The sequence below is a fragment of the Hamadaea tsunoensis DSM 44101 genome (assembly GCF_000428945.1).
Lineage (GTDB): Bacteria > Actinomycetota > Actinomycetes > Mycobacteriales > Micromonosporaceae > Hamadaea > Hamadaea tsunoensis.
This window is the reverse complement of sequence record NZ_AUAX01000001.1, coordinates 505903-523853: the sequence shown is the minus strand read 5'-3', so window position 1 is coordinate 523853 and position 17951 is coordinate 505903. Positions and strand designations below refer to the sequence as shown.

General features: G+C 71.2%; 14 protein-coding genes. 7 read left to right on the top strand and 7 right to left on the bottom strand.

The annotated features are described in order from the left end of the window. The first annotated feature begins 174 nt into the window (after positions 1–174). A complete protein-coding gene (locus G401_RS42900) occupies positions 175–1212 on the top strand; it encodes an acetate/propionate family kinase (protein WP_051366044.1) in 1038 nt (345 codons plus the stop codon). A 52-nt stretch (positions 1213–1264) separates the two neighbouring features. On the opposite strand, the gene G401_RS42895 is transcribed toward G401_RS42900, so the two are convergent. After that, the gene (locus G401_RS42895; RefSeq protein ID WP_051366018.1) at positions 1265–1780 is read right to left on the bottom strand and encodes a DUF6232 family protein; all 516 of its coding nucleotides are present in this window, start codon (positions 1778–1780) and stop codon (positions 1265–1267) included. A 101-nt stretch (positions 1781–1881) separates the two neighbouring features. Here G401_RS42895 and G401_RS0102335 point away from each other — a divergent pair, with 101 nt between their 5' ends. The 3 genes from G401_RS0102335 to G401_RS0102325 all read left to right on the top strand — a co-directional run bounded on the left by G401_RS0102335 (position 1882) and on the right by G401_RS0102325 (position 7587). Next, positions 1882–2655 (top strand): enoyl-CoA hydratase-related protein, encoded by a 774-nt coding sequence (locus G401_RS0102335; protein ID WP_027341239.1) that lies wholly within the window; start codon positions 1882–1884, stop codon positions 2653–2655. A gap of 177 nt (positions 2656–2832) precedes the next feature. After that, positions 2833–4452, top strand: coding sequence for an acetolactate synthase (locus tag G401_RS0102330; RefSeq protein WP_027341238.1), 1620 nt, complete (start codon positions 2833–2835; stop codon positions 4450–4452). Between the two features lie 60 nt (positions 4453–4512). After that, entirely contained in the window at positions 4513–7587 is a 3075-nt protein-coding gene (locus G401_RS0102325; RefSeq protein WP_027341237.1) for an ATP-binding protein, read from the top strand. Between the two features lie 148 nt (positions 7588–7735). Here G401_RS0102325 and G401_RS0102320 read toward each other — a convergent pair whose 3' ends face one another. From G401_RS0102320 to G401_RS0102295, 5 genes are all read right to left on the bottom strand, one after another. After that, positions 7736–8527, bottom strand: a complete 792-nt coding sequence (locus G401_RS0102320) for an ABC transporter permease (RefSeq protein WP_027341236.1) — start codon at positions 8525–8527, stop codon at positions 7736–7738. Beyond that, positions 8524–9480 carry a daunorubicin resistance protein DrrA family ABC transporter ATP-binding protein gene (locus tag G401_RS42890; protein ID WP_034590419.1) on the bottom strand — a complete coding sequence of 319 codons (957 nt, stop codon included), beginning with the start codon at positions 9478–9480 and terminating at the stop codon, positions 8524–8526. The genes G401_RS0102320 and G401_RS42890 overlap by 4 nt, the downstream gene beginning before the upstream one ends. 177 nt (positions 9481–9657) lie before the next feature. Continuing rightward, entirely contained in the window at positions 9658–11709 is a 2052-nt protein-coding gene (locus G401_RS0102310; protein WP_027341235.1) for a hypothetical protein, read from the bottom strand. A gap of 750 nt (positions 11710–12459) precedes the next feature. Further along, positions 12460–12804 (bottom strand): DUF202 domain-containing protein, encoded by a 345-nt coding sequence (locus G401_RS0102300; RefSeq protein ID WP_027341234.1) that lies wholly within the window; start codon positions 12802–12804, stop codon positions 12460–12462. Then, positions 12801–13172: a YidH family protein gene (locus tag G401_RS0102295; protein ID WP_027341233.1), complete on the bottom strand. Its 372-nt coding sequence runs from the start codon at positions 13170–13172 to the stop codon at positions 12801–12803. Before G401_RS0102295 ends, G401_RS0102300 begins: the two co-directional genes overlap by 4 nt. A 17-nt stretch (positions 13173–13189) precedes the next feature. Here G401_RS0102295 and G401_RS0102290 point away from each other — a divergent pair, with 17 nt between their 5' ends. From G401_RS0102290 to G401_RS0102280, 3 genes are all read left to right on the top strand, one after another. After that, complete coding sequence (locus G401_RS0102290) at positions 13190–13999, top strand: GNAT family N-acetyltransferase (protein ID WP_034590418.1); 810 nt, start codon at positions 13190–13192, stop codon at positions 13997–13999. A gap of 100 nt (positions 14000–14099) precedes the next feature. After that, complete coding sequence (locus G401_RS0102285; protein WP_157545220.1) at positions 14100–14441, top strand: hypothetical protein; 342 nt, start codon at positions 14100–14102, stop codon at positions 14439–14441. After that, positions 14438–16186, top strand: a complete 1749-nt coding sequence (locus tag G401_RS0102280) for a M91 family zinc metallopeptidase (RefSeq protein WP_027341230.1) — start codon at positions 14438–14440, stop codon at positions 16184–16186. Before G401_RS0102285 ends, G401_RS0102280 begins: the two co-directional genes overlap by 4 nt. On the opposite strand, the gene G401_RS0102275 is transcribed toward G401_RS0102280, so the two are convergent. Then, positions 16125–17915: a phosphatidylglycerol lysyltransferase domain-containing protein gene (locus G401_RS0102275; protein ID WP_034590417.1), complete on the bottom strand. Its 1791-nt coding sequence runs from the start codon at positions 17913–17915 to the stop codon at positions 16125–16127. The two genes, G401_RS0102280 and G401_RS0102275, sit on opposite strands and share 62 nt — an antisense overlap. Positions 17916–17951: the final 36 nt, after the last annotated feature.

Genomic DNA, 17951 nt, shown 5'->3' with positions numbered 1-17951 from the left:
GCCGGCGCCCCCACCAGCGAAGCCGGCGCCCCCACCAGTGAAGCCGGGGCCCGAAGCAGCGAAAACGGCTCCCGAAGCAGCGAAGCCGGCTCCCGAAGCAGCGAACACGGTGCCGAGGGCAGGGCGAGCCGCGTCCTCGTCCTCAACTGCGGGTCGTCGTCCGTCAAGTACCGGCTGTTCGACGGGGACGGCACCGTCGCGAAAGGACTCGTGGAGCGCGTCACCGACCACGAGTCCGCGCTGCGGGGCGTCCTCGGGGAGCTGGATCTCGACGGGCTCGCCGCCGTCGGGCACCGGGTCGTGCACGGCGGCACGCGGTTCTCGGCCCCCACGCTCATCGACGACGAGGTCGTCGCCGTGGTCCGCGAGCTGATCCCGCTCGCCCCGCTGCACAATCCCGCCAACCTGACCGGTATCGAGGTCGCGCGCCGGCTGATCCCCGGCGTACCGCAGGTGGCGGTGTTCGACACGGCGTTTCACCGGACGATGCCCGCGGCCGAGTCCACCTATGCGATCGACCTCGCCATCGCCGAGCGGTACGGCATCCACCGGTACGGGTTCCACGGGACGTCGCACGCGTACGTGTCCCGGCGTACGGCGGTGCTCACGGGTGCGCGGAAGGTGATCACGCTGCACCTCGGCAACGGGGCCAGCGCCTGCGCGGTCCGCGACGGCCGCAGTGTCGCGACCTCGATGGGCCTCTCGCCGCTGCCTGGCCTGGTCATGGGCACCCGCAGCGGCGACATCGACCCGTCCGTGATCTTCCATCTCGTACGCGTCGGCGGCCTGTCCCTCGACGACGTGGACGAACTGCTCAACCACCGGTCCGGACTGCTGGGCCTGGCCGGCGCCAACGACATGCGCGACATCCTGGGCCGCCGGGCGGACGGGGACGCGGCGGCGGCCCTCGCCTTCGACGTCTACTGTGGACGCATCAAGGCGACGGTCGGGGCGTACCACGCGATTCTGGGCGGGGCCGAGGCGATCGCATTCACGGCCGGCGTGGGCGAGAACGCCGCCCCCGTCCGCGCCGCCGCCCTGGAAGGGTTGACGGCATTGGGCATCGAGGTCGACCCGGACCGCAACGCGGGCAAGGGCGAACGAGTGATCTCGCCCGACGGCGCCCCGGTGACGGTGTGCGTGGTGCCGACGGAGGAGGAGCTGGAGATCGCGACCCAGTCCCGGGCCGTCCTCCAGCCTCCCTCGGCCTGAATCCGGCTGCCGCCTCCCAGCCGTCAGGTCCCGGGCCGGGCGGCGCCGATCGTCAGGTCCCGTCGTCCGATCCGTCGACGACGGGGGCCGGTGCGCCGGCTGCTTCGATGGCGCGCTCCAGCGCCCGGTAGATCCGGCCGAACCGTTGCGCGTCCGCGATCCGGATGAGGCAGCGCTCCTGGCCGTCGACCACGCTCCAGATCTCCCGCACCTGGGAGCCCTGGTCGACGTTCCGGTCGATGCGGTGCATCCCCATCTCCACCAGCGGTCCGGCGAGCCCGACGAGCGCGACCACCCCCGCCAGCGGCAGCAGTACGCGCCCGGCCGTCGCGGCGTCGCCGATCACCAGGGCCAGCAGGTAGACGATGCCGATGAGGGCCAGCAGGCCGCCGATGACGAACCCGAAGCCGACCGCGCCCCGGCCGACCAGGCGCAGGCGTACCTTCGGGGGTGCCTCGGCCGAGGTGTGCCAGACGTATTGGAGCCGGTCCAGGGGTATGCGGACGTCGCCGACGCGGAGCGTCTCGGACGTGACCTGGACCTGAGGATCCTTGTAATAAGTGATCACGATCGACCCCCATCAACGTACGCCCATCCTCGCACGCCGATCGCGGATCGCGCCCATATGCTGGACCAACCGCGACCGACCGACAACGAAGTGGGTGACGCATGGGCGAGCTGGTACGCCTGGACAAGGCCGACGGCATCGGGATCATTCGGCTGGAACGACCGCCGATGAACGCTCTCAACATTCAGGTGCAGGAGGAGTTGCGGGCGGCGGCCGCGCAGGCCACGGCCGACGACGAGATCCGGGCCGTGATCGTCTACGGCGGCGAGAAGGTGTTCGCCGCGGGGGCCGACATCAAGGAAATGGCCGACATGGCGTACGTCGACATGGCGAAGCGGGCGGGCGCGCTGAGCAGTGCGTTCGACGCGGTGGCGCGGATACCGAAGCCGGTCGTCGCGGCCGTGACCGGGTACGCCCTCGGTGGCGGTTGCGAGCTCGCCCTGGCCTGCGACTGGCGGGTCGTCGCGGAGGACGCGAAGCTCGGCCAGCCCGAGATCAAGCTCGGCGTCATCCCCGGTGCCGGCGGTACGCAGCGCCTCGCCCGCCTGGTCGGCCCGGCGAAGGCCAAGGAGCTGATCCTGTCCGGGCGGATGGTCGGCGCGGCGGAGGCCCTGGCCATCGGGCTCGCCGACAAGGTCGTGCCGGCGGCCGAGGTGTACCAGACCGCGTACGACTGGATGAAGACGTTCGTGGAGGGGCCGGCGGCGGCGATCGCGGCGGCGAAGGCGGCGGTCGACGGTGGTCTCGACCGGGACCTCGCCGGCGGGCTGGCGTGGGAGTCGCAGCTGTTCGCGGCGCTGTTCGCGACGGACGACAAGCGTGAGGGGATGGCGGCGTTCGTGGAGAAGCGCGCCCCCAAGTTCACCGGCCGCTGACCCCCGCGACACACCCTCCAAGATCCCGTTTGGATCAGGCAAATCACCCGAATCTTGGCTCATGATTCGGGTGAAAACCCTGATCCAAACGGGATCTTGCGCGTCCAGCGGAAGCGAGAGCCGAGAAAAGCATGAGATCTCTTCACATTTTCCAGAGGGCTGGATAGGCTCCCCGACATGTCGACCATCGAGGGGCACGGCGGCGCCCTGGCGCTCGCCGCACTGCAGGCCGCCGGCGTTTCCGAGCTCTTCACCCTCTCGGGTGGCCATCTCTTCCCGCTCTACGACGCCGCGCATCAGGCCGGTTTCCCCCTCTACGACGTGCGGCACGAGCAGACCGCGGTCTTCGCGGCCGAGGCGGTCGCCAAGCTGACCCGCCGCCCGGGTGTCGCCGCGCTGACCGCCGGCCCGGGCGTGACCAACGGCATCTCCGGGCTGACCAGCGCGTACTTCAACGCGGTGCCGGTTCTGGTGCTGGGCGGGCGGGCACCGGCCTTCCGCTGGGGCTCGGGCAGCCTGCAGGAGATCGACCACCTGCCGCTGGTCGCCCCGGTCACCAAGTACGCGGCCACGATCGCCGACATCACCGACATTCCCCGCCACGTGCAGCGCGCGCTGCAGCAGAGCCTGTCCGGCCACAAGGGACCGTCCTTCTTGGACTTCCCGTTGGAGGTCATCTTCAGCACCGGCGACGTCCCCGCGCCCGAGGCGCCCCTGATCACGCCCGAGAGCGCCGACCCCGAAGAGGTCGCCAAGGCGGCGAACCTGCTGGCCGGGGCGCAGCGCCCGGTCATCGTCGCGGGCTCCGACGTCTACTCCGGCGATGCCGTCGAGGCGTTGCGGGCGGCCGCCGAGGAACTGGGCGTACCGGTGTTCACGAACGGGATGGGCCGCGGCGCCCTGCCGCCCGAGCACCCGCTCGCCTTCGCGAAGTCCCGCCGGCTCGCGCTCAGCCAGGCGGACGTCGTCGCCGTCATCGGCACACCCCTGGACTTCCGCCTGGGCTTCGGCGACTTCGGCTCCGCCTCGGTCGTCCACATCGTGGACGCCCCGTCCCAGCGTGCGAACCACGTCACCGTCGCCGCCGCGCCCGCCGGCGACCTGCGGCTCATCCTCACCGATCTCGCGAACCACCAGGGAGTACGCGTAGAGCACGCCGACTGGATCGCGCAGCTCCGCGAAGCGGAGAACGTGCAGGCGGCGAAGCACGCGGCGGAGATGAACGCCGAGACCGAGCTCATCAAGCCCGCCCGGGTCTACGGCGAGCTGCGCAAGGTGCTCGACCGGGACGCGATCACGATCGGCGACGGCGGCGACTTCGTCTCGTACGCCGGCCGCTACCTCGAACCCGCCCAGCCCGGCACGTGGCTGGACCCGGGACCCTACGGCTGCCTCGGCACCGGCATGGGGTACGCGATGGGCGCCCGCGTGACGCATCCGGACCGCCAGATCTGCGTACTGATGGGGGACGGGGCGGCCGGCTTCTCCCTGATGGACGCCGAATCCCTGGTACGCCAGCAGCTGCCGGTCGTGATCGTGGTCGGCAACAACGGCATCTGGGGTCTGGAGAAGCACCCGATGAAGGCCATGTACGGCTACGACGTGGCCGCCGACCTCCAGCCCGGACTGCACTACGACAAGGTCGTGCAGGCGCTCGGCGGGGCGGGGGAGACCGTCGCCCAGGCGGCCGACCTGGGCCCGGCCCTGGCCCGAGCCTTCGCGTCCGGCGTCCCGTACGTCGTGAACGTGATCACCGACCCCGAGGACGTCTACCCGCGCTCGGCGAACCTGGCCTGAGCACGGGCGGCGCGGCTCGGGCGGCCGGGGCCGGTCGCGGGAGTCGGGCAGAATGGGCGCGTGGACATTCTGCTGCTGGGGCCCGTGGAGGTGCGCGCCGACGACGGCACGCCCCTGGACCTCGGCGGCGCCCGGCTGCGGCGGCTGCTGATCCGCCTCGCGCTCGATCCCGGCCGGGCCGTCGGCACCACGACGCTCGTCGACTCCGTGTGGGGCGAGCAGGTCCCGGCCAACGCGGCCAACGCACTCCAGGCGCTGGTCAGCAGGCTTCGCCGGGCCGGAGTGCCGGTCGAGGCCGCCCCTGGCGGCTACCGGCTGAGCGTGGCCCGGTCGGCTGTGGACGCGTACCGGTTCGAGAATCTGATCAAGGACGGGCAGGCCGGAGCGGCGCTGCGGCTCTGGCGCGGTGAGCCGTTGCCCGAGGTGGCCGCCGAGGACTTCGCGCGCGTACCGGTGGCGCGGTGGGAGGCGCTGCGCCAGGAGGCCGCCGAGGCCGTGCTGGCCGAAGAGGTCGCCGCCGGGACCGCGGACCTCGCGGCGCTGCGCGGGCTCGCGGCCGGTCAGCCGCTGCGCGAACGGCCGGTCGAGCTCCAGATGCGGGCGCTGACCGCGCAGGGCCGCTCCGCCGAGGCGCTGGCCCTGTACTCCGAGCACCGGACCCGGCTCGCCGACGAGCTCGGCACCGACCCGTCCGCCGACCTGCAGCAGCTGCACCTCGCGATCCTGCGGGGCACGGCGGCTCCGGCGCGGACGAACCTGCCGGCGGCCCGGACCTCGTTCCTCGGCCGCGACGACGACCTGCGCCGCGTACGCGAGATGGTCCGCGGGTCCCGGCTCGTGACGCTGACCGGCCCGGGCGGATCGGGCAAGACGCGCCTGGCGGTCGAGTCCGCGCGCGGGCTGGCGGAGTCCTTCCCGGACGGGGTCTGGCTGGTCGAGCTGGCCCCGGTGACGAAGCCGGAGGATGTCGCGCCGGCCGTGGCCGCGGCCGTGGGCGCGCTCGAATCCAAGGTACGCAACCAGTCCCTGCTGTTCGACGCCGGCGACGTGGAGCAGCGGCTGGTCGGCGCACTGGCACCGCATGTGGCCCTGATCGTCCTGGACAACTGCGAGCACCTGATCGACGCGGCCGCGTACGTGGCGGATCTGCTCCTGAGCGCTTGTCCGCGCGTACGCGTCCTGGCCACGAGCCGGGAGCCGGTGGGAATCACGGGCGAGGCGCTGTGGCCGGTGGAGCCGCTCGGCCTGCCGCCCGCGGACGCGGACGTGGCGACGGCGCTGACGTTCCCGGTCGTGCAGCTGTTGCGGGAGCGGGCCGAGGCCGTGCGGCCCGACTTCGAGGTCGACGAGGCCGCCGTACGCATCTGCCGTGCGCTGGACGGCATGCCGCTGGCGATCGAGCTGGCCGCCGCGCGGCTGCGGACGATGCCGGCCGCCCAGCTTGCGGAGCGGCTGGACGACAAGTTCCGGCTGCTGCGCGGCGGTTCGCGGACCGCGCTGCCGCGCCACCAGACGCTGCGCGCGGTGATCGACTGGAGCTGGGACCTGCTCGACGCGGACGAGCGGCGGGCCTGGTCGCGGCTGGCCGTCCCGACCGCGACCATCGGCCTCGACCTGGCCGAGAGCCTGCTCGGCCCGGACGCCGTCGAGCTGACCGCCGCGCTGGTCGACAAGTCCCTGCTGCGCCCGGACGGCCCGCGCTGGCGCATGCTCGAAACCATCCGCGAATACGGCCTGGAGAAGCTGGCCGAGTCCGGCGGGGGCGACGAGGCGCGCCGGGCCTGGGTCGAGCACTTCATCGAGCTGACCGAGACGGCCGAGCCGCACCTGCGCGGCCGCGACCAGCTGGTCTGGATGCGGCGCCTCGCGGACGACCACGAGAACATCCAGTCGGCGATCCGCTGGACGATCGCGCGGGGCTGGAAGGTGCAGGCGCTGCGGCTCATCATCGGCGTCGGCTGGTACTGGTGGCTGCGCGGTTTCCGGCGCGAGGGCGGCGCGGTGATCGAAGCCGCGCTGGCCCTGCCGGGCGAGATGCCGAACCACCTCCTGGCCATGGCGAAGGTGTTCGCGTCGGTCAGCGACATCGACGCGATGGAAGACATGGACCGCTCGTTCGCCGTCCTCACCGAGGCCGTCGAGCTGGCCCGGGGCGAGGAGCACCGGCATCCGATGCTGCGGATGGCCGAGCCGATGCGGGCCCTGATGGAGTCCGGCATCAAGGGCGAGCCGGAGCCGCTGGACCTGCTCGAAACCTACTTCGACGACCCCGATCCGTGGCTGGCCGCGACCGCCCACGCGTTTCACGGACACGCGGCCATGAACATGGGCGGCGACCGCGAGATGATGCGCGCCGACTTCGAGAACGCCCTCGTACGCTTCCGTGCCGTCGGCGACCGCTGGGGCATCATCCTGGTCCTCGACGCCCTCGCGGCGGTGGCCGGGCAGGAGGGCGACTTCGCCGCCGGTGCCGCGTACGCCCGCGACGCCGTCGCCCTCGCCGAGGAGCTGGAGGTCACCGAGGACGCCGTCCAGCAACGGATGAACCTCGCCTGGGCGATGTGGCACCAGGGCCGCCGCGACGAGGCCCGGGCGATGATCGACGACGCCGGCCGGACGGCCACCGAGATCAACCTGCCGCACACGCTGACCTTCGTCGCGTACGGGCGGGCCAACATGGCGCGGTTGGACGGCGATCTCGACTTCGCCCGCCGCGAGCTGGAGCGCATCCTGGTCGAACTGCGGGACCTGCTCGGCGCGCCGCAGTTCCGGGCGATGATGTCCAGCGCGCTCGCCATGCTGCTGACGGTCCAGGGCGACCTCGACCGGGCCCGCGTCCTGCACACCAGTGCCCTGGAAGACGGGCTCGCCGTCGGCGACCACCCCGTCGTCGGCCTGGCCCTCATCGGCTGGGCCGACTACGCCCTCGCGAAGGGCGACGCGACCACGGCCGCCCAGCTGCTCGGCGCTGCCGAGAACATCACCGGAGCCATCGACCACTCCGTCCCGGACCGTCCCCGCGTCGAAGCGGCGGCGCTGGCTGCCTTGGGCACCGAACGGTATGCCGAAGCGTACGAATCAGGTCGCCGGTGGCAGGCCAAGGAAATCCGCGAACTAGTCGCGACGATCGCCTGAACCGATCCGCGGCGAACGATGCGTCGCCCCACTGTGCCGGCAGTGGAAGCCCCGTCACGAAGTGACGGGGCTGGAGCGGTCTCCCGCGCGAGGAGCGGAGGTGAGATCGACGGACCCGGGACAAAAGGCTCTTGAACCAGATCTTGATTTAGACCCGGCGGCGGAAGCGCCAGACGGCGAGCGGCGCGAAGACCACCAGGAAGCCCGCCGCCCACAAGAGCGACTGGATCACCGGGGTCGCGACCGGGCCGCCGTTGAGCATGCCGCGGACCGCGTCGGCCACGATGGTGACCGGGTTGATCTTCACCCAGTGCTGGAGCCAGTGCGGCATCGACTCGGTGGGCGCGAAGATGTTGCTGGTGAAGGTCAGCGGGAAGACCACCGCGAACATGAAGATCTGCACCTTGTCCGGCTCGGAGGCGATGACGCCGACGAGCACGGCCACCCACGCGATCGCGAGGCAGAAGACGATCATCAGGCCGAAGGTGCCGAGGACACCCCAGAAGCTCGTCTGTACGCGGAACCCCAGCAGCATCCCGACGCCCAGCAGCAGCGCGACCGACCACGCCTGCTTGACGGTGTCGGCGGCGATCCGCCCCGCGAGCGGCGCCCACCGGGCGATCGGCAGCGACCGGAGCCGGTCGAAGACGCCCTTGGTCAGGTCGGTGTTGAGCAGGATGCCGATGTTCATCGTGGCGAAGATGGTGTTCTGCACCAGGATGCCCGGCAGGGCGAACGACAGGTACGCGCTCGTCGACCCGGAGATCGCGCCGCCGAGGGTGTAGGTGAACAGCAGCAGGAACATGATCGGCTGGATGCTCAGGTCGAGCAGTTCCATCGGGTTGTGCTTGACCGAGACCAGGCTGCGCCAGGCCAGCGTGAGGGTGTTCTTCACGCCGGCCACGGCACCGGGCCGGGCGGGCAGGGCTACGGCGCTCATGGTGCGGCCACCTCCGGGGTGAGTTCGGCACGGTGGCCGGTGAGAGACAGGAACACTTCGTCCATCGTGGACGTACGCAGGGTCAGCTCGGCCACCTCGACCTCGGCGTCGTCGAGGCGGCGTACGACGGCCGGCAGGGCCGCGGCCTCGGTCACCTGGGCGATGACCACGTTGTCGTCGACCTCCGGCGTGGACCGGGTCACCTCGCCGACGACGCTCAGCACGATCGGCAGGTCGCGAGGGTCGACGGGGCGTACCGCGAGGGTCTGGGCGCCGGTGCGGGACTTGAGCTCGGCCGGGGTCCCGCCCGCGATGACCTTGCCGTGGTCGATCACGACGATCTCGTCGGCCAGCTGATCGGCCTCGTCGAGATACTGCGTCGTGAGCAGCACCGTGACCCCGTCGGCGACGAGCGTACGCACGATCTCCCACATCTCGATCCGGGCGCGGGGGTCCAGGCCGGTCGTGGGCTCGTCCAGGTAGAGCAGTCGCGGCCGGCCGACCAGGCTGGCGGCCAGGTCGAGGCGGCGCCGCATGCCGCCCGAGTACGTCTTCGCGGCCCGCTCGGCCGCGTCGCTCAGGCTGAAATCGGCCAGCAGCCGCGCGGCCCGGGCCCGGGCGTCCTTGCGGCTCATCCCGATCAGCCGGCCGATCATCAGCAGGTTCTCGGTGCCGGTCAGCGTCTCGTCGACGCTGGCGTACTGGCCGGTGAGCCCGACCAGCGACCGGACCCGGTGAGCGTCCTTCACCACGTCCAGACCGTGCACGGTGGCGCGCCCGGCGTCGGGGCGCAGGAGGGTGGCCAGGATGCGTACGGCCGTCGTCTTGCCGGCCCCGTTCGGGCCGAGGACGCCGAGCACCGAGCCGGTGCGGACGGCCAGGTCCACCCCGTCCAGGGCGACGGTCGAGCCGTAGCGCTTGACCAGCCCTTCGGCAACAATCGCGTTCGTCATGCGGACTACGGTGCGCGCCCGCCCTGACCGGACGCTGACGAGCGCTGACAAGCCGCTGACACGCCGATGTCAGCGGGGTGTGCGGCCACCCTTGATCCCGTTTGGATCAGGGAAATCACCCGAATCTTGGGCCAAGATTACGTGGCCATCCCTGATCCGAACGGGATCAAGGGTGGGTTACGCGGGGGCGAGTTCGGGGTCCGGCTCGGCGGGCGCTGCCTGCTTGTCGCGCAGCATGAGGGACACGATCGCCGTGGGGACCCACGCCACCTCCAGCAGCACCCGCACCAATCCCGGCGAGACCGGGATGAACGGGATGGGCAGCACCGCGTGGTCGATCGCGCCCATCAGCGCGAACGCCGCCACGACGATCGTCAGCACACCGAGCCGCCCGCGCCCGACCCGGCGCAGCGCCAGCCCCAGGGCCAGCATCCCGAGCCCCGCGACGCCGAGGCCGATGCCGTCCAGTCGCGCGTCGGTCCGCCATGTTCCGAGTACGCCGACCGCCAACCCGGCCGCCGCGCACACCCAGCCGAAGGTGGCCAGCGGGGAGCGGCGCAGACGGCGTACGAAGGTGGCGCCGAGGAGCAGGAACAGCACGACGGCCTCGCCGAGCGCCCACTCGACCTCGATGCGTCCCGTTCCCGAAGCCGCGTACGCGCCCCACCAGTCGCAGTCGACCGGCATGTGATCGCCCTGCAGGCTGTACTGCGCGCAGGCGTACATCTTGAGGGTGGCGCCCGGCTCGCCGATGTAGCGCTTCATCCCCAGCGCCGTCGGCCGTTCGTCGGAACCGCATTCCGGCAGTACGCCGATGTTCGACGACACGTCGACGCTGTCGGGAGCGGTCGTCCAGCAGTTGTCGACGCCCTGGCCGTCCCACCAGTAGTCCGTCCCGTTCGGACTCGGGACGCCTTTCTCGCTGATCCCCATGTGGTTGTTCAGGTAGCGGTTGTGGTTCGAGGTGTCGAACTGGGCCGCGAACGCGGTGTCGTCGCGGACGAAGCCCGGCACCCAACTCGTCACGAAGCCCGAATACCGGTTGCCGTAGATGTAGTTGTCGCGCCAGATGTTGTAGTTCCCGCCCGGGTTGATGACCCCGTTGCCCACCGGTACGCCCACCACCGGGCAGACGACGCCGGTCTCGTACCCGCGGTCGGCGTACGGCCGGTGGCAGGTTCCGTCGCCGAAGTACTTGTAGAAGTCGTGGTTGTTGTTCGCGATCACGTTCCGCTCGAACTTGGAGTGGTTCTGCGGCATGCCGGGGTGGTTGGGGAAGGCCGAGTCCGTCGAGATGCCGGTCGAGTTGTTCGTGAACACGCTGTCGTGCACCCACACCGAGTCCCCGGCGGTACCCGAGTAGCCGAGCATGTTGTCGTGGCCGTAGCTGTCGCGGATCTCGACCGCGTACCGGGGCACGTCGTAGCCGGCGTCCTTGTTGATGTTCGCGGCCGCGCCCGGGTAGAACGCCGAGTCGCCGTTGCCGTAACCCTCGGCGTGCGTGTAGAGCCCGTGGTCGACGTCGAAGGTCAGGAAGCCGTACTCGTCGTTCCACCGGCCCACGGCGTTCTCGATCACGAAGCCGTCGGTCTCCATGATGTAGACCGCGTTGAACTGGCTGCGCTGGGTGGTGAAATTGCGCAGGTAGACGCCGTCGGCGTTGTCCGCCCGCAAGACGTTGAGCTTCTGGTACTGCCCGTCCAGCACGACATCGCCCGGCGCGGCACCCGTACCCTCGATCTGCAGGTTCTTCTTGTTGATGATCGCGACGAGGTTCTGGTTGTGCGGGCAGTCGATCTGCTGCTGCAGGGACAGGACGTCGTACTTGTAGAGGACGGACTTGCCGATGCCGACCAGGTTCGCGCACCGCGCGGTCGGTGCGGCGAGACTCGGCAGCTCCTGGTACACCCCGGGGAGCATCTTGATGTTGGTCCCCGGCAGCGTCACGGAGTCGACGGCGGCCTGGAGGTCACGGAAGCCGGACTTCTGGCAGTCCGCCCACAGCTGCTCGTTCGCGGCCTTGAGATCCGGCGCGAAGGTGGCGATCCGCTGATCGAAGTCGGTCTTGTCGGACTTGCAGACGAGCAGGGTCGGCCCGTCCGTCCGGTACGCCGGCCGCGTACCGGTGCCGTCGAGTGTCCGGGTAGGACGTTCGTCATGGGCCTGAGCGGGCGTGGGCAGGGTGATCGCCGCGATCAGGACCAGGAGGGTGAGTGTGATCCGCCTCATAGCACGGGGAGCGTAGAGAACTTTTCATGTTTCCGCCAGGGCGGTTGTTTGAAGATCAAGTTCTCAACCTTGAAGATCACATTCATGTCGGGGTTCGTCGATGTTGATCGAGGGACCAGGCCCGGAGCCACATCCCAGCCGTCGACGATCCCCGGTGGTGGGAACTGGGTACAAGTGCACCGGGCCTTGATCATGTAAGTCGTATATGTAGAAAGTCGGCCGCTGTGACATATATGTGCTACACGATCATGGTCAGGTGATCTACTGCGACATATATGCGCGACATGATCAAGGTTGGTGTGGTGGTCGGCAGAGGTTTTTGGCTTCTTCCTCATCTCGGTGATCCGCGATGCGGGAAGGATCTTCCGCTGGCTGGACTGCGGGCCGGCGGCGCGGGGTCGCGCGTGATCGACTGCGGTGGGGATGCGGAAATCCATTTAGGCCCAAGATCGAAAGCGCATTGGATGCGGAAAGCGGGCCAGGGCCGCATGTGTGCCGCAATCGATCTAGGGCGGAAGCGCGAATTGACATCCCGGCCGTTTTCGATCACCAGTCGGCGAGCCGCCGAGGCGGCCATATCGGACGGTCGCGACAAAGACCCATATGGCGACTGTGATCAACGCGCTGATCCTGACGCCAACAGCGGACTCCGGCCGTGAACGATCTTGCCAGCCGCGACGGGTCGCCCATACATGCAGACAGGAGAGCGCAAGTTTTCCCTGATCCAAGCGGGATCTTGGGTAAGCGGTGTCAGGGCAGGTCGGCGAGGGTGAGGATCGCGGCGACCACTGCCATCGCCGCGGCGCAGCCCGCGATCAACACGCCCGACTTGTGCATCGCGGGCGGTTCGGCCTGGGCCATCACCGCGATCCGGCGCTGGATCACGATCAGGCTGAAGACCCAGATCGCCACGGTCGCCACCAGGGCACCCGCGCGCAGCGGGGTCAGCGTGTCGACGTGCAGCACCTGGCGGGCCAGCAGCAGGCTCACCGCCGAGATCGTCAGCGCCGTACGCCGCCACGCCAGCCGCGTACGCTCGGGTTGGACGCCGGGTGCGAGCGGCGGCTCGTCGGGGGAGGGCTCGGGCGCGCTCACAGGACGCCGACGAAGACGACGATCGAGCCGATGCCGACCAGCAGCGCCAGGATCGCCGGGAAGCGGGACGCCGGCAGAGGCAGGCCGCGGCGCATGGCGATCTCGCAGCGGACCCAGTGGTCGACGGCGCGCAGGGAGCAGGCCGCACCCAGCAGGATGAGGCCGAGAGCGACGATCTCCCGCAGGTGCGGGATCGCGAGCGGCGGCACGAACTGGGCCACCGCGAGGCCGCCACCCGTGATCGCGAGGCCGGTCCGGATCCAGGCGAGGAAGGTGCGCTCGTTGGCCAGGGAGAACCGGTAGTCGGGGGTGGTGCCGACCTCCCGCACCTCGCGCGGGAAAAACCACATCCTGATCATGCCGAACACCTCCCTATTATCCCGGGGTGACTTTCGACGCGAACGCGGACCGGCTCCGTGAGATCTACGACGCCCAGCTCAGGACCCACGTACCGACCAATCTGCCGCCGGGCGCGGCCATCGAGCAGGACGGCCCGCTGCAGCGCTGGACCGGTTTCGGCCGCGGCGGCCACCTCACCTACCGTGACCTCGGCGGGCTGGAGGGCGCCGAGCTGGACGAGCTGATCGCCCGGCAGGTGCGGATCTTCACCGAGCGCGGCGAGCAGGTCGAGTGGAAGACGCACGGCCACGACCGGCCCGCGGACCTCACCGATCGCCTGCTCGCGCACGGTTTCCAGCCCGAAGACCCGGAGACCGTCGTCATCGGCCCCGTCGCCCCGCTGGCCGCCGCGCCGCCGCGCGACATTCCCGGCGTACGCCTGCGGGAGACGACCGAACGCGCGGACCTGGAGGGCATCGCGCGGATGGAGGAGGAGGTCTGGGGTGCGGGGACCCGCGGCCACCTGGTGGAGATGCTGGCCGGGGAGATCGAGGCGACCCCGGAGGAGATCCTGATCGTGGTGGCGGAGGCCGACGGCCGGATCGTCAGCGCGGCCTGGACCCGCTACGTCCCGGGCACCGAGTTCGCCGGCCTCTGGGGTGGCGCGACCCTCGCGGAGTACCGCGGCCGGGGGATCTACAAGGCGCTGGTCGAGCACCGGGCGCGGCGGGCCGCCGAGCGGGGCTTCAGCCTCCTGCAGGTGGACGCGTCGGCGGACAGCCGCCCGATCCTGGAGCGGATCGGCCTGATCCCGGTGACCACGACGACGCCGTACGTGTTCGAGCCGCGTGGCTGACCCGTCGCCGCCGTTCTAACCGCAGCGACTCTCCTTCGATCTCCCCGGCGCTGTCCACAGGCCGTTTCCGGGTGCGGCCGGCCCGCCTAGGGTCGGCCGCATGGAAGCCTTGTCGTCACCGGCACGGGAGCTGCGTGCCGATCCCGAGGAGATCAGCCGGCTGGCGTCGGCCACGCTGGACCTGTCCACCGCGCTGAGCGGATCGTGGCGGGCCGCGTCCGGCCGGCTCGTGGTGCCGTCCGGCGCGGGTGGGGGAGTCGACCATCTCCGCGCCGCCACCGAGACTGTCGCGGCCGCGGCCGGCCCGGCCCTGCGCCGGCTCGCCGAGGTGTATGCGGGCGACGCCGATCGCTTGTGGCGTACCGCTTTCGCGTATGAGGAGGCGGACGGGCGGGCGGCCGGCTGGATGCTGCGCGCCGGCCAGGTCAGGGGTGCGGCATGAGACCGGTCGAGCTGCCCGTCCCGGACCACTGGTCGCTGCCGGCCGACCCGGGCGGCTTCGCCGACGCGGCCGCCGCCTGGTCCGCCGTGGCCGACGCGAAGGAGCTGGGCGTCGACGCCTGGAGCCGCCGGGCCGCCACGATCACGAAGGGCTGGCAGGGTCCGACCGCCGTGAGCTACTCCGCCCATCGCACCGGCGCCGAACGGGACCTGCGTACGTGCGATGCGCTCGCGGGGCGGATCGCGGGCGCGTTGCGGGCGTCGGCCGCCGCCGTCGCGCGTACGCGGGGGCTGCTCGCCGAGCACTACGCGGCGGTCACCGGCGTGCTCGACATCCGGGCGCACGCCGAGGGCGAACTCCGGTTGCGGGTCCGCGAACAGTCCGATGTGGAGCTGATGCGGGTCGCGGTCCGGCAGGCGGCCCGCATCCGGACCGCGCTCGCCACCGAGCTGTCCGACCAGGCGGGTGTGCTGCTCGGCACGGTGCCGGAGTGGAACCGGATCGCGGGCGCCTGGCGGGACGCGGCCGAGGGGGCCGACACGTTCACCACGCCGGCCGAGTCCGGGCGGACCATGGTGCTGCGCGACGGCCACCGGGTCGTGATCAGCACCGGCCGCGGCGACGACGAGGTCTCCGTCCGCGTCGACCCGCTCACCGGCGAGGACGTCGTCAGCACGGGCCTGGGTACCTGGCGGTTCCCGAAGGACTCCGACATCGTGCTGCGCACCGGCGACGGGGACGACACGGTGACCGTCGCGCCCGGGACCCGCGTACGCGTGACGGTGCTGGGCGGCTCCGGCGACGACGTCCTGCAGGGCGGCGGCGGCGGCGTGCTGCTCGGCTCCACCGGCGCCGACTACCTCGCGGGCGGCACCGGCGCGGATCTGCTCGACGGGGGCGCCGGTGACGACACGGTGGCGGGTCTCGGCGGGGATGACCAGCTCAGCGGCGGCGAGGGGCACGACTTCCTCGACGGCGGGCCCGGTTCCGACGTCGTCGACGGGGACGCCGGCCCGGACGCCGTCACCGGCGGGACCGGAGTCGACCGGATCTCCGGCGGCGCCGGCGACGACACCCTCTACGCCGACACGCGCAAGGACACAGTGGACGGTGGCGACGGGCGGGACACGGCGTACCGGCCGGACGGGGTGGCCACCGACGCCGTCGAGCGCTCCGTCACCGTGGAGGTCTCCCACGCCGGTACGCACATCCAGGTCGAAGGGTCACCGGCGTTCGTGCAGCGCGTCCAGGCCGACCTGGATCTCCTGCGCGTCTCGCCGGACGGCCAGCGGATGCTGGCCGAGCTGGATCAGGGCATCCACGGCCGGGACACGCTGACGATCCGCGAATTCGCCGAGCAGAACGGATCCGCCTACCCGGACACCTCGGCGGCGGCCGGTGCCCAGCGTGCGATCGACTACAACCCGACGTTCAGCACGTTCCTCGGCGACACGCCGCCGGTCGTCGTGCTCTACCACGAGATGGCCCACCAGTACGACTTCATGAACGGCACGGCGCTGGCGGGCACGTACCACGATCCGCTCGACCCCGACCGGATTCCCTTGGGGCACGGGCGATTCGAGGATGTGCCGAACGCCGAGCGGCAGGCTGTCGGGCTGCCGGTGGACGATGACGGGAACCCGGCGACGCCGACCCGGATCGACCCCGATCACCCGATCGCGTTCACAGAGAACGGGCTTCGGACGGAGCTGGGCTGGCGGCTTCGCGCCCACTACGGCCGCTGACCCGGGGCAGCCGCAGCTTCGGCTTGCCGAAGCTCAGCAGCCCCTCGACCCGCAGCGTCGCCAGGCCGATCCGGGGCAGGTCACGGGTGGCCGGGAAGAGCAGGAAACGCGGCTGCCAGTCCGGGCGGAACTTCGCGTTGAACCGGTAGAGGGACTCGATCTGAATCCACCGCGACGAGAGGACCAGGATGCCGCGCCACATCTTCAGCACCGGACCCGCCCCGAGCCGTTCCCCGCGGGCGAGCGCCGCCCGGAACGCCGCGAAGTTGAGCGACACGTACCGGTAGCCGAGCCGGGGCGCGGCCTCGATCGCGGCCACCACCATCAGCTCGTTGAGGCCGGGGTCGGCGCTGCGGTCGCGGCGCATGATGTCGAGCGAGATGCCGTCGGCGCCCCACGGGACGAAGTGGAGGAACGCCCGCGGCTCACCGCTCTCGTCGTGCGCCGTCACCAGGGTCGCCGCGTCGTCGGCCGGGTCGGCGAGGCGGCCGAGCTGCATCGAGAATCCGCGCTCGGCGTCGGCCGTCCGCCACTGGATCGCGAGGCGTACCAACTGGTCGCGTTCGGCGTCGTCGAGTTCGGCGACCCGCCGTACGCGGCAGGCGTACCCGGCCCGGGTCACGCGGGCGACCATCTGGCGTACGTTGCGCATCTGGCGGCCGGCCAGCGAGAACCGGGTGGCGTCGACGATCGCCTCGTCGCCGATCTCCAGCGCGTTGAGCCCGCTCACCCGGGTCCACACCGTGCCGCCCTGCTCGCCGCAGCCCATCACCGCCGGCACCCACGCGTGCCGCCGCGCGGTGTCGAGGAAGGCCTCGATCGCGCCCGGCCACGCCTCGGGATCGCCGATCGGGTCGCCGCCCGCGAGCATCACGCCGTTCACCACCCGGTACGCGATCGCGGCCTTCCCGGTCGGCGAGAAGATGACGCTCTTGTCGCGGCGCAGCGCGAAGTACCCGATCGAGTCGCGGGCCCCGTTCTCGGCGAGCAGCTGCCGCAGCCGGCCCTCGTCGGCCGGGTCGAGCGTGGTGACCGGCTTCTCCGGCCGCAGGAACAGGTAGGCCGTGGTCGCCGCGGTCGTGACTCCGAGCGCGCCGAGCGAGAACGCGACGATGTCCCCGGTGTGCGGCTGCGAGTAGGCGACCGGCCCCGTCACGCCGACCAGCCCGAGCAGCACGTGCCGCAGCCGTTCCGAGAACGACGGATCGCCGACGATGTCCCGGTGCGCGCTGACGATGAGCAGCCCGAGCACGACGCTGACCGTGCCCATGCCCAGCAGGTTCCACAGTGCCCGCCAGCGCGTACGCGGATCGGACAGGGCGTAGAACTCGTGCTGCTGGGCGGCGAGGGCGGTCAGGAAGGCGACCGAGATGACGGCCGTGCCGAGGGCGTGCCAGCGGACGAGGTCGAGCAGGACGCTGAGGGTGAGCAGCGCGACCGCCGCCCGCCAGGCGCGCTGCTTGCGCCGGCGCAGCCCGTGGGCCAGCATGACGAGCAGGACGCCGACGACCAGCGCGGCCGCGGTGGCCACGCTGGACACCGTGCCCGGCAGGACGTCGGCGAACTCGCGCAGCCGTGAATGGCGGAACCGGGGGACGATCGCGCTCGCGATGTCGACCAGCCCGATGAGCAGGCAGATGAGGCCGAGCCAGGTGGTCATCCACGTTGCCCGGCCGCCCCGTGCCTGCACGTTGTCGCTACGCCGGGGGGCGCGGGCCGGGACACTCATGGCAGCACCGTATAGCGGCCACGCATCCCGGCGTCG

What these genes read in the sequence shown, in the direction of transcription:
- G401_RS0102330 (WP_027341238.1), top strand. Translation starts at nt 2,833, where the DNA reads ATGTCGACCATCGAGGGGCACGGCGGCGCCCTGGCGCTCGCCGCACTG.
- G401_RS0102280 (WP_027341230.1), top strand. Translation starts at nt 14,438, where the DNA reads ATGAGACCGGTCGAGCTGCCCGTCCCGGACCACTGGTCGCTGCCGGCC.
- G401_RS0102310 (WP_027341235.1), bottom strand. Translation starts at nt 11,709, where the DNA reads ATGAGGCGGATCACACTCACCCTCCTGGTCCTGATCGCGGCGATCACC.
- G401_RS0102320 (WP_027341236.1), bottom strand. Translation starts at nt 8,527, where the DNA reads ATGAGCGCCGTAGCCCTGCCCGCCCGGCCCGGTGCCGTGGCCGGCGTG.
- G401_RS42890 (WP_034590419.1), bottom strand. Translation starts at nt 9,480, where the DNA reads ATGACGAACGCGATTGTTGCCGAAGGGCTGGTCAAGCGCTACGGCTCG.
- G401_RS0102285 (WP_157545220.1), top strand. Translation starts at nt 14,100, where the DNA reads ATGGAAGCCTTGTCGTCACCGGCACGGGAGCTGCGTGCCGATCCCGAG.
- G401_RS0102275 (WP_034590417.1), bottom strand. Translation starts at nt 17,915, where the DNA reads ATGAGTGTCCCGGCCCGCGCCCCCCGGCGTAGCGACAACGTGCAGGCA.
- G401_RS0102335 (WP_027341239.1), top strand. Translation starts at nt 1,882, where the DNA reads ATGGGCGAGCTGGTACGCCTGGACAAGGCCGACGGCATCGGGATCATT.